At 64.4% G+C, this 13,310-nt stretch carries 15 protein-coding genes; 7 read left to right on the top strand and 8 right to left on the bottom strand.

The features are described from left to right. The first annotated feature begins 223 nt into the window (after positions 1–223). Both I6F09_RS09210 and I6F09_RS09205 read left to right on the top strand, forming a co-directional pair. A complete protein-coding gene (locus I6F09_RS09210) occupies positions 224–2,389 on the top strand; it encodes a malate synthase G (protein ID WP_225134634.1) in 2,166 nt (721 codons plus the stop codon). A gap of 178 nt (positions 2,390–2,567) precedes the next feature. Next, positions 2,568–2,768, top strand: a complete 201-nt coding sequence (locus I6F09_RS09205; RefSeq protein WP_008546815.1) for a CsbD family protein — start codon at positions 2,568–2,570, stop codon at positions 2,766–2,768. Between the two features lie 129 nt (positions 2,769–2,897). On the opposite strand, the gene I6F09_RS09200 is transcribed toward I6F09_RS09205, so the two are convergent. From I6F09_RS09200 to I6F09_RS09190, 3 genes are all read right to left on the bottom strand, one after another. Then, complete coding sequence (locus I6F09_RS09200) at positions 2,898–3,053, bottom strand: Thivi_2564 family membrane protein (RefSeq protein WP_008546817.1); 156 nt, start codon at positions 3,051–3,053, stop codon at positions 2,898–2,900. A 155-nt stretch (positions 3,054–3,208) separates the two neighbouring features. Continuing rightward, positions 3,209–3,859, bottom strand: a complete 651-nt coding sequence (locus I6F09_RS09195; protein WP_225134632.1) for a DUF2865 domain-containing protein — start codon at positions 3,857–3,859, stop codon at positions 3,209–3,211. Positions 3,860–3,872: 13 nt separating this feature from the next. Then, complete coding sequence (locus I6F09_RS09190) at positions 3,873–4,688, bottom strand: L,D-transpeptidase (protein WP_109142437.1); 816 nt, start codon at positions 4,686–4,688, stop codon at positions 3,873–3,875. A 208-nt stretch (positions 4,689–4,896) separates the two neighbouring features. Here I6F09_RS09190 and I6F09_RS09185 point away from each other — a divergent pair, with 208 nt between their 5' ends. From I6F09_RS09185 to I6F09_RS09165, 5 genes are all read left to right on the top strand, one after another. Beyond that, positions 4,897–6,009: an AI-2E family transporter gene (locus I6F09_RS09185; protein ID WP_035998174.1), complete on the top strand. Its 1,113-nt coding sequence runs from the start codon at positions 4,897–4,899 to the stop codon at positions 6,007–6,009. A gap of 78 nt (positions 6,010–6,087) precedes the next feature. Then, complete coding sequence (locus I6F09_RS09180; RefSeq protein ID WP_225187914.1) at positions 6,088–6,459, top strand: DUF883 family protein; 372 nt, start codon at positions 6,088–6,090, stop codon at positions 6,457–6,459. Positions 6,460–6,547: 88 nt separating this feature from the next. Next, complete coding sequence (locus tag I6F09_RS09175) at positions 6,548–7,003, top strand: hypothetical protein (RefSeq protein ID WP_057028148.1); 456 nt, start codon at positions 6,548–6,550, stop codon at positions 7,001–7,003. A gap of 168 nt (positions 7,004–7,171) precedes the next feature. Beyond that, positions 7,172–8,320 (top strand): OpgC domain-containing protein, encoded by a 1,149-nt coding sequence (locus I6F09_RS09170; RefSeq protein WP_225187913.1) that lies wholly within the window; start codon positions 7,172–7,174, stop codon positions 8,318–8,320. A gap of 90 nt (positions 8,321–8,410) precedes the next feature. Further along, positions 8,411–9,019: a TetR/AcrR family transcriptional regulator gene (locus I6F09_RS09165; RefSeq protein ID WP_198399745.1), complete on the top strand. Its 609-nt coding sequence runs from the start codon at positions 8,411–8,413 to the stop codon at positions 9,017–9,019. Here the strand turns inward: I6F09_RS09165 and I6F09_RS09160 are convergent. From I6F09_RS09160 to I6F09_RS09140, 5 genes are all read right to left on the bottom strand, one after another. Continuing rightward, the gene (locus I6F09_RS09160) at positions 9,016–10,674 is read right to left on the bottom strand and encodes an HWE histidine kinase domain-containing protein (RefSeq protein ID WP_225126407.1); all 1,659 of its coding nucleotides are present in this window, start codon (positions 10,672–10,674) and stop codon (positions 9,016–9,018) included. The two genes, I6F09_RS09165 and I6F09_RS09160, sit on opposite strands and share 4 nt — an antisense overlap. Positions 10,675–10,973: 299 nt before the next feature. Further along, positions 10,974–11,597, bottom strand: coding sequence for an urease accessory protein UreG (gene ureG, locus I6F09_RS09155; protein WP_025033975.1), 624 nt, complete (start codon positions 11,595–11,597; stop codon positions 10,974–10,976). A 39-nt stretch (positions 11,598–11,636) separates the two neighbouring features. Beyond that, a complete protein-coding gene (locus I6F09_RS09150) occupies positions 11,637–12,365 on the bottom strand; it encodes an urease accessory protein UreF (protein WP_109142435.1) in 729 nt (242 codons plus the stop codon). Beyond that, entirely contained in the window at positions 12,346–12,957 is a 612-nt protein-coding gene (locus I6F09_RS09145) for an urease accessory protein UreE (protein ID WP_225187912.1), read from the bottom strand. Before I6F09_RS09145 ends, I6F09_RS09150 begins: the two co-directional genes overlap by 20 nt. 13 nt (positions 12,958–12,970) lie before the next feature. Further along, entirely contained in the window at positions 12,971–13,270 is a 300-nt protein-coding gene (locus I6F09_RS09140; protein WP_035998129.1) for a putative quinol monooxygenase, read from the bottom strand. Between the last annotated feature and the right edge of the window lie 40 nt (positions 13,271–13,310).

The raw sequence follows: 13,310 nt of genomic DNA, 5'->3' as shown, positions 1-13,310 counted from the left end.
AAGAAGCCGCGGCGTACTGGATTCCCCGCTTTCGCGGGGAATGACACCGGTGCGTGGGACCGTCTCCCACCTCTCCTTGACATTTTGACAAGCTCCCGGGGGTCTTCTCACGGCCTCTTTTTTGGGGCTAATAGGCCCCCGAAAGCTGCCCCGCGCGGGCGCATTTTGCTGCTGTCGGGTCAAAAGCAGCCAAAAACAGCCATTTCCAACAAGAAAGCCCATCATGAAACGCGTCGACGCCCACGGATTGAAGATCGCACCCGTCCTGTTTGACTTCATCGCCAAGGAAGCGGCCCCGAAAACCGGGATCGCGCCGGATGCGTTCTGGGCCGGGCTTGCCGGCATCATCAAGGAGTTGGGACCGAAGAACCGCGAGCTGCTCGCATTTCGCGACAATCTGCAGGCCAAGATCGACGACTGGCACCGCGCCAATAAAGGCAAGGCGTTCGACCTCAATGCCTACACCGCCTTCCTAAAGGAGATCGGCTATCTCGTCCCGGAGCCGGCGACGCAGAAGGTCGAGACCGCCAATGTCGACGAGGAGATCGGCAAGATCTGCGGCCCGCAACTTGTCGTGCCGCTCACCAATGCGCGCTACGCGCTGAACGCGGCGAACGCACGCTGGGGTTCGCTCTATGACGCCTTCTACGGTACCGATGCGATTCCGCATGATCCGTCCGAGAGCGGCAAGGGCTACAACAAGGCACGCGGCGACAAGGTGATCGCCAAGGCCAAGGCGTTCCTCGATAACGCCGTGCCGCTCGCGACCGGCAGCCACACCGACGTGACCGGCTATAGCGTCGTCGCGAGCCAGCTCGCGGTGAAGCTGAAGAGCGGCAACGCCACCGCGCTGAAGAATGCCGCGCAGTTCGCGGGCTTCCAGGGCGATCCAGCCGCGCCGAGCGCCGTGCTGCTCGTCAACAACGGCCTGCATATCGAGGTCAAGATCGACCGCAGCAGCGCGATCGGCAAGGACGATCCGGCCGGCGTCGCCGATATGATCATGGAGGCTGCGGTCTCCACCATTCTGGACATGGAGGACTCGGTCGCCGCTGTCGATGCCGAGGACAAGGTGCTGGTCTACCGCAACACGCTCGGCCTGATGAACGGCACGTTGTCGGCCGATTTCGAGAAGGGCGGCAAGACGCTGACGCGTTCGCTCAATTCCGACCGCCTCTACAAGACGCCGGACGGCAAGGGCGAGCTCAAGCTGCATGGCCGCAGCCTGCTGTTGATGCGCAATTGCGGTCACCACATGTTCACGGACGCGGTGCTCGACGAGAAGGGCGAAGAGGTTCCGGAAGGCCTGCTGGACGCCGCGGTCTCTGGCCTGCTCGCGATCCACGACCTCAAGGGCAATTCCAAGGTCAAGAACAGCCGCACCGGTTCTGCCTACATCGTGAAGCCGAAGATGCACGGCCCGGACGAGGTCTCGCTGACCTGCGAGATTTTCGACCGCGTCGAGAAGATGCTCGGCCTGCCCGAGAACACGCTCAAGGTCGGCATCATGGACGAGGAGCGACGCACCACCGTCAACCTCAAGGCCTGCATCCAGCGCGCCTCCAAGCGCATCATGTTCATCAACACCGGCTTCCTCGACCGCACCGGCGACGAGATCCACACCTCGATGGAAGCGGGTCCGATGATCCGCAAGAACGAGATGAAGGCGCAGGCCTGGATCAAGGCCTATGAGGACTGGAACGTCGACATGGGCCTGATCGATGGCCTGCCCGGCCACGCCCAGATCGGCAAGGGCATGTGGGCCGCGCCCGACAAGATGGCGGACATGCTGGCCCAGAAGCTCGGCCATCCGCAGGCCGGCGCCACCACCGCCTGGGTGCCCTCGCCGACCGCGGCGACGCTGCACGCGCTGCACTACCACCAGGTCAACGTCATCGCGCGCCAGGAGGAACTCGCCAAGGGCGGACCGCGCGCAAAGCTGTCCGACATCCTCACCATTCCGGTGTCGAAGTCGAACTGGGCGCCCGATGACGTCAGGCAGGAGATCGACAATAATTGCCAGGGCATCCTGGGCTATGTCGTGCGCTGGATCGACCAGGGCGTCGGCTGCTCGAAGGTGCCCGACATCCACGACGTCGGCCTGATGGAAGACCGCGCCACCTTGCGCATTTCCAGCCAGCACCTTGCCAACTGGCTGCATCAGGGCGTCATCACCGAGGCGCAGGTGATGGAATCGCTTAAGCGCATGGCCGTCGTCGTCGACAAGCAGAACGCGGATGATCCCATCTACAAGCCGATGGCGCCCGCCTTCGACGGCGTCGCCTTCAAGGCCGCCTGCGACCTCATCTTCAAGGGGCGCGAGCAGCCGAACGGCTACACCGAATACATCCTCACCGCGCGCCGCCGCGAGGCCAAGGCTCTTGCATAAAGAGGCTCTTCGATAAAAGAGGCTCTTGGATAAAGAGGCGCTCGGCTGAGCAGAGTCACGGAACATTGAAAGCCCCGGCCGAACCCGGGGCTTTTTTGTTGGGGAAACGTCGCGCTGTGTCACGGAACAGGCTGCGTGCGCCTCGCGTTGTCGGGCCATCAACCAACGGGAGATGGTCATGGACTGGAATCGGATCGAAGGAAACTGGAAGCAGTTCAAGGGATCGGCCAAGGAGAAATGGGGCAAGCTCACTGACGACGACCTCCAACTGATCGAGGGCCGCCGCGAGCAGCTCGAGGGCCGGTTGCAGGAGCGTTACGGCAAGGCCAAGGACCAGGTTCGTCAGGACGTCGACGACTGGCTGAAGTCGCTGCACTGAAGCGGCACGAACGAAGCCCCGGCTCACGCCGGGGCTTTTTGATTTGAGGTGTAGCCCCGGATGGCGTGAGGTGCGATCGGGGCCTTCGTTGCGGCCCGGATACCGCTTCGCTTGTCCGGGCTGCGATTGCTAGAACACCGCCAGGTATTTCAGCAGCGAAACGATGCCGATGATGATGACAATCACGCGCGCGATCTGCTTGGCGCGGCCATCCATCGGCAGCATGTTGATGAGATAGAGCACGAGAATGACGACGAGAAAGGTGACGAGTACGCCGACCAGCATCGCGAGGCCCCCTTCAGGCAATTGCTACGCTGTTCTAACGCGCTGCACCCAAGCCGGTTCCATCTCGGAAACCCTGCCGCGCAACGTCCCGCGGCGGGCCTAGTCCAGCATTTGGCCGTCCGACAAGGTTCGGACGCCGTCCGATAGGGCGCTCCCTACTCCTTCGCCACCACCGGGACTTGACGGAATCTGGCACGCACCGATTCCGGCAGCGGCGAGAAATTCATCGCGACGCCACGGCGGTCATTGGCGTTGCGGCTGGCGACCACGAGGCCGCCGGCGCCCGCGACGATGTCGCCCTTGCGCAGGGTCGGGTCGTCCTCGACCTTGACTGATGCGAGCCCAACCGGGTCCTTGCCGTTGCAGGTACAGCCCGCGACGATCTCGTTGCGGTAGCGGTATGCATTTGGCAAGTCCGAATAGGATTTTCCCTTCTCAGTCGCGGCATCGTCGATGTTGCCGCCATAGACCAGCGAGGTCTCCGAGGCCGGGCAGAAGCTCTTGCAGGATTGCGCCTTGCTCTCGGCATCATTGCCTTGTGCCGGGAAGTAGCGACCGTCGCAGCTGCGCACGCAATAGGCGGTGCCGCCGCCGTAGGACGCGCGCTGGCGTGGCGCCTCATAGCGCGGCATATCGTCGGTGGGGAAAGGCATCCGGATTTCCGGCGGCGGCCGCATCCGAAAGCCGCCGAACAGGCCCGAGAAGAAATCCTGCGCATGCGCCGACGGCGCCATCGCCAGCCCGCTGGAGACGACGACGACAATCGCCGCTCCGCCCGCCAGTTTGTCAATCAGCCGTCTCGCCATAGGACCTCGCAGACTAATTCACGGCCGACGTGGTCATGTTCAGCGCCTGCCGACCCGAAGGCAGTGTCGTCACGGCCGGACGCTTGCGCACGGGATCACCTCCCTTCGCCATTAACGGCGCGTTCTTCGGCAGCACCACGACCTTGGCGCCGACATTGACGCGGCTATACAGGTCGACGACGTCCTCGTTGGTCATGCGGATGCAGCCGGACGAGACGAACTTGCCGATGGTGGAGGGATCATTGGTGCCGTGGATGCGGTATTGGCTCGAGCCGAGATACATCGCGCGCGCACCGAGCGGGTTGCCGGGCCCGCCGGCGACGAAGCGCGGCAGATAGGGCTGGCGCGCGATCATCTCGGCCGGCGGATGCCAGTCCGGCCACTCGGCCTTGCGGCTGACGCTTTGCACGCCCGACCAGGTAAAGCCCTCGCGGCCGACGCCGACGCCGTAGCGGATCGCGCGGCCGCCTCCGAGCACGTAATAGAGATAGGTGCTGTTGGTATCGATGACGATGGTACCGGCCGGCTCGCTCCGGTCGAAGCCGACGATCTGCCTGCGCAGCCGGTCGGGCAATTGGGTATCCTCATCGGCGACCTGCGGCGCCTCGTTGATGTCATCCTGCGAATAGCCTTGGTCCTGCAAGTGTTGGCCCTGCAAGTATTGGCCCTGCGAGTAAACGTCCTGCGGATACACCCGCTGCATCGGCGCATAGCCGAAGGTTTGGGCGCTTGCGGTGCCCACCGGCACTGCGAGAAGAGCGGTTGCGAAGGCGAACGCGCCGACGGCGCGCGGCGAGAAGCTGCGACGGACTGCAAACAACTTTGTCATGAGCTGCCCCGTTGGATGTGCATCAGGTGATGCGCTGCCTCAACAAACTCCGCCGCCTCGATCGAAGTTCCGGCGCAGCGTGCGGCAGCGACGTCACAGTCAAGCGAGCATCCGTTCACGAAGCCGCGATGGAACCAGCACGCCGCCCAAGCATTAGTCACGTCATCAATGGGCGCGCGGATCACGGATTCCGTGCGGGAGAGATATTGTGCGCGTCCTACCCAGTGAACGTTTGATTTCCGGCAACAGCGAAGGCGATCCGCTTCCCGAGAGCCATGTCGAGCTGCCGCCGGTGATCCGCCGCACTGAATTCGTCGCGTTCGCGCTGGCCGGGCTGTTGCTGATCGCCATCGTCGCCGTGCTCTATGTCGGCCGGGCGTTCTTCCTGCCGGTCGTGATGGCGTTCGTCATCGGGACCATGCTGTCTCCGGCGGCCACCTTCCTGGAGCGAAGCAAGGTCCCACGCAGCGTCGGCGCCGTGCTGATCGTGGTCGCAGTGAGCGCGGTGGTCGCTTTCGCCGTCGCGTTGATCGCTTCGCCGGTCATGGCGTGGAGCACGCGCCTGCCAGAGCTCGGCGCGCAATTGAAGGACAAGCTGCACGTGTTCGACCGGCCGCTTGCGCTCTGGCGGGAGCTGCAAGCCATGCTCGGCGGCTCGGAGGGATTGCCGAGCCTGCACATGCCCAAGATCGAGTGGGTGCAGCCGACGCTGGAATTCCTGTCACCGACCTTTACCGAATTCCTGCTGTTCTTCGTCACCCTGATCCTGTTCATCGCAAGCTGGCGCGACCTGCGGCGGGCCATGATCATGACGTTCAGCAATCACGACGCGCGGCTGCGCACTCTCCGGATCCTCAACGAGATCGAGGTCCATCTCGGCAATTATCTGCTGACCGTCACCCTCATCAATGTCGGCGTCGGCGTCGCCACCGGCCTGATCTGTGCGCTGACCGGAATGCCCAATCCGGCCGGGCTCGGCGCACTGGCGGCCACGCTCAACTTCATCCCGATCATCGGGCCCGTGGCGATGTTCGTGGTGCTGGTCGTGGTCGGGCTGATCGCCTTCCCGACCCTCGGCGGCGGCCTGATGGCCGCGCTCGCCTTCGGTGGCCTCACCTTTCTTGAGGGTCACTTCATCACGCCGACGATCATCGGGCGGCGGCTCGCCCTGAACGCGCTCGCCGTGCTGCTCGCGCTCGCGTTCTGGACCTGGCTGTGGGGGCCGATGGGCGCGTTCCTGTCCTCGCCGCTCCTGATCGTCGCGCTGATCCTGAAGGACCACCTGCTGCCGGAGAATTCGCCGCAGCTGCCGCAAGCCTGACCGGTTTCAGCGAACGGAACTTACCCGGCGACGAAACGTTCTCCGCCCATCTCAGCCGTCAACAGTTCGGAGCTCCCGATGTCCACGCCCAATGCCGAAGCCGGGATGAGAGACTGGATCGACAAAGCCACCCGAGACCGCCTCGAAAAGGATGTAGCAGCCGTGAAAAGCGATATCGCCGCCCTCACCGACCAGATCACCGACGCGCTCAATACTTTCGCCAACTCCACCAGCAAGCAGGCTCGCCGCGGCTATCGCCAGGCGCGCGAGAACATGGACTCCGCGATGGACGACATGTCCGAGCGCGGCAGCGCGATGATGGAAGCTGCACATGACGCCTACGGCTCGATCGAGGAGACGCTGGAAGAGGCGATCACGCAGCGGCCGCTGGCGACCGTCGGGCTGGCGCTCGGCATCGGCTTCCTGATCGGCGTCGCCTGGCGTCGCTAAGGATGTCGACGCCCATTTCATACGGCGGCGGCACGCCGCCGCTGTTGGCTCGTGACCATTCGGCTGGCGGGGATTGAGGAGCAAGGCCATGTTTCAGCGCATCATCGACGGCATCAGCGCATCAACCGGCACGACGGTTCGGCTGACCTCCCTTGCCGCGGGCGCTGCCTTCGCGCTGCTCGTGACCACAGGCTTCCTCTGTGCCGCCGTCTTCATTTGGGTGCTGCAGAAATATGGCCCGGTGCAGGCTTGTCTTGCCGGCGCCGGCATCTTCTTCCTGTTGACCCTGGCCGCGGCAGGTTCCTATTGGAGCTACAAGCGCGAGGTGCAGAAACGCGCCCAGATCGCGGCCGAGCGCGCCGCGAAATCGGCCGCGCAGAGCATGCTTGCAGATCCGATGCTCCTCGCCACCGGGCTCCAGATCGTTCGTGCCATCGGCGTCAAGCGGCTGCTGCCGATCCTGGCGATCGGGGGCGTCGCCCTGGGCATCCTGGCGAGCCGCGCCGGCGTGTCCGACGAGGTGTCGGCCGAACCTGCCGAGTAGAGGTCCGGCACTATAATTACTGCGCGCGCATCTATCTGCATTTCATAGAGCAAGCGGCACGTTTGACGCCGTTTGGCGCGGTTCTTCCCTGCTCACGCAAACGCTACTCGGACGAGCAGGCGGTTGCCGTTAAAAGCATCATCCTGATTCCCAAAGCTATTTTGCTCAATGAAACCGTCCGTCAAGGCGAACCTCGCCGCATTCCAGCATGACGCCAGGCTCTATCTGACGCTCGGCATCGCCAATTGGTCCATATTCGTCGACCATATTCCCAACAACGTCGTCAACCTGCTGACGCTGCGCAATTTCGGCTTCAGCGGCGCGGCGGACCTGTTCGTGTTCGTGGTGGGCTACGGGGTCGCCATCATCCATGGCAGGATGGCGCTGGAACGCGGCTACTTGGTCGCGGCGACGCGCATCTTTCGCCGGGTCTGGCGGCTCTATGCCGCCTATGTCGTACTGTTCGTGATCTATATCGATGCCATCGCCTATGTCGCCAGGCAATCGATGGCGCCGGAGATCATCCACCAATACAACATCTCCGGAATTCTCGAGCATCCACTGCGCATCCTGGTCCGCGGTCTCGTGCTCCAGGAAGAGCCGCTGAACCTCGACCTGCTGCAGCTGATGGTCCCGCTGATGGCGTTCTTTCCGTTCGCGCTGTGGGGCCTGCTGCGGGGGCCGAACCTGACGCTGGCGGCATCGGTCGCGCTGTATCTCGCCGCACGCTGGTTCGACTGGAATTTTCGGATCTATCCGGACGGGGAATGGACCTTCAATCCGCTGTGCTGGCAGATGTTGATGGTGCTGGGCGGCTGGTTCGCCGTGACGGGCGCTCCGGGACGTGCGCTGCACGGCATGTCCTGGCTGCGGATCCTCGCCGGCGCCTACCTGGTCTTCGCGATGGCCGTCACCTTGATGCGCCATTCGCCGGCGCTGTCGGCTTACCTGCCCGATCTGCTCCTCAACAGCATCGCTCCGACCGACAAGGAAAACCTCGCTCCCTATCGGGTGGTCCACTTCCTCGCCCTCGCATTCATTGCCACCCATCTCATTCCGGCGGATCACCCCGGCCTGAGATGGAAACCGCTGCAAGCGGTGATCGCATGTGGTGAGGAATGGCTCGCGGTATTCTGCGTCGCCGTGTTCCTATCCTTCGCTGGCCACCTCATCCTGATCACCGGGCCGAACCTGGCGGTGATGCAGGTGGCGGTGAGCATCACCGGCTTCGCGGCGATGACCGGGCTCGCCTACTACATCGCCTGGTCGAAACGGCAGGATCTGCCGGCAGCCCTGCGGCAGCAGGCCCGGAGCTGATCGCTTCGCGACGAAATCGTGCGATTCTGCTAGGCCGAATGCCGCCCCTGCGCTATGCCGGGACCCTGCGTGAGGAGACCGGGCGTGGCGATGGCGAAAGACGGGCGTGAAGAGGCGGAGCGCGCGCCCCGGCGCGGCCGGCCAAGGTCGATTGAGACCACCAACGCCATCCTCGAAAGTGCCTATGCGCTGATGGCGGCCACCGGCCTTGCCGCCACCACCATCGATGCGATCGCACGCCACTCCAGCGTGTCCAAGATGACGATCTACAAATGGTGGCCGTCGCGGGAAGCGCTGCTGATCGACGCCTTCCTCCACCATGCGTCGCAGATGCTGCCGCTGCCGCCCGCGAGCGCCGGCACGCCCGCGGCGCGCGCGCGGCGCCACGCCGCTGCCTATGCCGAGGCGCTGCAGGGCGAGTTCGGCAAGGTCCAGCTCGCCGTCGTCTCCGAATGCATCTCCAAGACCGGGTCGGCCGAGCTGTTCTACGCCCGGTACCTGCAATTCCGCCGCGACGCGCTGGTGGACATGATCGCCGCCGGCCAGAAGGACGGCAGCATTCAGGCCGAGGGTCCCCCCGAAAATCTATACGACGCGATCTATGGCAGCCTGTTCTACCGCTATATCTTCGGCATCGCGCCGATCACACCCGGCTACGCGCGCAGCCTCGTCGATCTGGTGTTACGGCCGAAGGGCTAGCTTCGCACCGGCCTGACCGGCGCCGAGATTTTGTCCGTGCGGTCGCGCTCGGTCATGTCGACCACCGTCTCCATCGGCGCGGTCAATTCATAGACGTAGGAGACGTCGGTGAAGAAGCGCTTGGCGGTCCCCCCCAGCGCCTCGGGCGCGACGCGGTCGAGCAGGATCAGGCCGAAATCGGAATCGGGCCGGCGCGTCGCCTCGCTGGTGTTGAACTCCTCCCAGCGGAAATGGAAGACCTCATCGCCCTCCTCGCCGGTCACCGTCCAGTTGGCGGTGATGTGCGGATGCTTGCCGACCAGCGACAGGCCCTCGTCGGAATGCGAGGCGAGCTCGAAGAACAGCAGCGACAGGCTTTGTGCGGCACGCGCGCTGACCGCGATGTCGGGGCCGGTGACGGCGATGCGATCGGCATGCGGAATCGCGCGCGCCTCGAACAGGCCCTTCAACTTGACGCCCTGCCACTGGCTCTCGCTGAGCAGCGAGACCACATTGGACATGGCGTGGATGCGCCCGATCAGGAGCTCGCGCGCGATGTCGATGTCCGAGCCGTGGCGCAAGGTGCGCGTCACGATCGACTGGATCACCGCCAGGATGTTCTTGACGCGGTGGTTGAGCTCGTCGATCACCGCGGTCAAACGCCGCTCGAATCCGATCCTGACCTGAATCTCCCGGCTGAGCCGCAGATTGTTGTAGGCGACGTAACCGAACAGGCCGCACACCATTGCGGTGATGGCAAAGCCGATCGCCGCCACGATGATGGCGGTCTGCTCGGCGCGGCGCACCGAATTGGTCTTCGCGTAATAGCCGAGCTGCCAATCGCGGCCACCGAAGCTCACCGTGCGCGTCGCCGACGGCGCCCCGTCCGCCGCCGCGATCCGCGTCGAGACCACGCCCTGATCGTTGGCGATCAGCTCGCCGCCGTCCTTGCGCGGATCCCTGAGCGCCACCGCGAACAGCGACATGTCGTCATTGGCCAGCATCAGCGAGGCGAGCTCGTAGGAAAATGTGACGAACCCGGCCGGCTCCGTCGCGCCCTCGGGAACGACGGGCGCGGCCACGATGATGCCGATCGGACCGTTTCCGCGGATCAACGGCACCGGGTCAGAGGCAACCGACCTCTTTTGGGCGCGCGCCCGCGTGAGCATCGCGCTGCGAACCGGATCCTGATCGTAGCTGCGGCCGGGCAAGGCCGTGGTCTCGTTGCTGCGCGGCTCGAGATCCAACAGCACGTCGATCGGCTGGGTGACATCGGCAGGATTGATCGGCTTGTCGTCAAACGAGCGGATCTGCGGATTCGGGAAGCCGGCGCTGGCGATGGCGGCTTGCGCGTCCGCAAGCTCGTTCGGCTTCAGCCGGGCGATCCAGCCGGCCACCACAAAGTCGGTCTTGAAGGCGTAGATCGCCGAGCGCAGCGGCTCCAGCATGTTCGGCTTGATCACCGACGGCGCGCGGAACAGGCCCGAGGCGACACGCGCGAGCAGCTCCCGCTCGGTCAGGCGGTCCTGAACCAGGCTCGCATGCACGTCGATCGCACGCGCCAGCGCGATCCGGTCCAGCGCCAGCTCCTGGTCGTGGACGCGATAAGCCGCAAGCCCGGAGAGCAAGGCCCCGAGCAGAGCGATGAAGCCGATGATGAAACCCAGCCTGACCACGCGATTACTCAGGCGAAAGCAGGAAGTCGGCAATGAACACGGAGCACATGAACGCCGCTCGAACGGCCAGAGGCCGAAGCAGGGTAAACCCCAGTGGCGGAGATAATGAAGGAGGAGGCATCAGTACGCAACTTGGGTCGCCTGAAAAGCTTAATCCGCCCGGCCGATGGTCTGGCCGGGATGAATTCGCCCCGGGCGCCGGAGGTAGTTAATCGCCGTGTCCGAAATTTGTTCCGCGGTTGCGGCATGGCCCCAAGCGTTAACGGCGAAAAACGCCTGCGCCAACTGGTCGCGTCCGGTCAGCCCGCCCGTTTCAGGCCGCCTTTGGCCTCGATGAAACCGACGATTCGGTCGAGCCCCTCGCTCTTCTTGAGGTTGGTCATGACGAAGGGCCGCTCGCCGCGCATGCGCCTGGCATCCGTCTCCATCTTCTCCAGGGAGGCGCCGACATGGGGCGCAAGGTCGGTCTTGTTGATGACCAGGAGGTCGGACCGGGTGATACCCGGGCCGCCCTTGGACGGGATCTTGTCGCCGGCGGCGACGTCGATGACATAGATGGTAAGGTCGGCCAGCTCCGGGGAAAAAGTGGCAGCGAGATTGTCGCCGCCGGATTCGATCAGCACGAGGTCAAGTCCGGGAAACTTGGCGCGCATGTCCGCGACCGCAGCGAGATTCATCGAGGCATCCTCGCGGATCGCCGTGTGCGGACAACCGCCGGTCTCGACGCCGGCGATGCGATCCGGCGTCAGCGATCCCGAACGCACCAGGAACTCCGCATCCCATTTGGTGTAGATGTCGTTGGTGATCGCCGCAATGTCATAGCGCTCGCGCATGGTCTTGCAGAGCAGGTCCATCAGCGCGGTCTTGCCCGATCCGACCGGACCGCCGACGCCGACACGCAAGGGACCGTGAGATTTCGCCATGTGACTCGTTCTCTCCTGATGACTTGACGGCCGCACCGCTCACGACCGAAACAAGCGGGTATATTGCGTCTCGTGCCGCAAGCTGGCGAGATCGGCCCGGAACGTCGCGCTGCCGAGATCATCCAAGGTTGCATTCAGCGCGCGATTGGCGGTGGCGGCGACGGCGGCTTCCAGCTTCACCAGCACACGCTGGCTATCGGTCTGGCCGAGCGGAATGAGCCGGCTGGCGGCGGAAATCCAGTTCGAGACCAGCGCATGCAGGAAGGCGTGCAGCGTCGGCGCCAACGGCACGGCGTGCATCGCGGCAACCACACCGACCGCGACCGGATAGACCAATGGCGCGCTGCATGCCGCGACCGTCGCGTCCAGTCCGTCGGCATCCCACGCGGCGCGCGAGATGTCGATGAAGGCGCGGCCCTGTGAGGTCGTCTCCAGCTGCCGCTCGCGCGACGGCACGAAGGCGCTCGCGAGCTCGGCGATCTCGTTCAATGCGGCCGTCTCGCCCGATTCCGTGGCGCGATAGGCGTGGACCAGAAACGTCGCGTCACAGAAGCCGGAGCCGTCGCCGAGCATCGCATCGAGCCAATCCGCCAGCGTCGTCGTGTCGGTGACGTCGCCCGCCTCGACCGCCCATTCGATGCCGCTGGAGTAGGAGAAGCCGCCGACGGGGAATGCCGGCGAAAGCCAGGTCATCAGCCGGTACAGCGCCGCCGCCTCGCCCTCGGCAAGATCACCGGCGCCGACCGGCTCATTTGTGGTCATGAGCATGCTTGTGGCCGTGGTGATGGTCGGGATGATCGCAATGCTCGTCGTGGTGATGGTGGTGCTCGGGGCTATGGTCGTGCGAGCCATGATCATGGTGGTGGCCATGGTCATGGTGATGATGGCCGTGATCGTGATGCGCATGGTCGTGTCCATGCGCATGCCCGGCATCGGCGTAGGCGCCGCCTTCGGGATCGAACGGCGCCTCGATCTCGATCACACGCGCGCCAAGGCCCTTCACCATCGCCGCGATGACGTGATCGCGGCGGATGCGCAGGGCCTTGGCCAAGATCTGGGTCGGCAGATGACGGTTGCCAAGATGCCAGCCGACGCGGACGAGGTGGTGCGGATCGCGGCCGCGGATTTCGAGCAGCGGCTCGGGCGCCGCGACCACCTCGATCAGCCTTCCGTCCTCCAGCACCAGCGCATCGCCGCCGCGCAGCGCGACGGCATGTTCCAGGTCGAGCAGGAATTCGAGACCACGCGTTCCGGTCATCGTCATGCGGCGGCGGTGCCGGTCGTCGAAATCGAGCACGACTGTGTCCGCCGGAGCTTCCGTGAAGCGGTGCTGTCCCCTGACCTGCGTCGCCCGGATCATGCGTCTTACCTCTTTACCGTGTCTCGACCTTCTCGGGCGTGATGTATTCGATCTTCGGCGGCGCCGTGAAACATTTCACCGCAACGCGGCCGAACGTCTTCATGTGCTCGGCAGCGCGATGCGGCCCCAGCGCTTCCATATTCTCCCACTGCTCGACGAACACCATCTTGGCAGGGTCGGTGACGCTCTCATGCAGGTCATAGGCGATATTGCCGGGCTCTTTCCGCGTCTCCTTGATGCAGGCGGTGGCGGCTGCAATGAATTCGGCGCGCGTCTCAGGCTTGATGGTCAAGGTTGCAACGACGTAGATCACGAGAAATCCTCCCGGCTTTTCTTCTGAGGGTTACGATACC

The organism is Bradyrhizobium sp. IC3195 (assembly GCF_020193585.1).
Lineage (GTDB): Bacteria > Pseudomonadota > Alphaproteobacteria > Rhizobiales > Xanthobacteraceae > Bradyrhizobium > Bradyrhizobium yuanmingense.
This window is presented reverse-complemented; position numbering and strand designations above follow the sequence as displayed.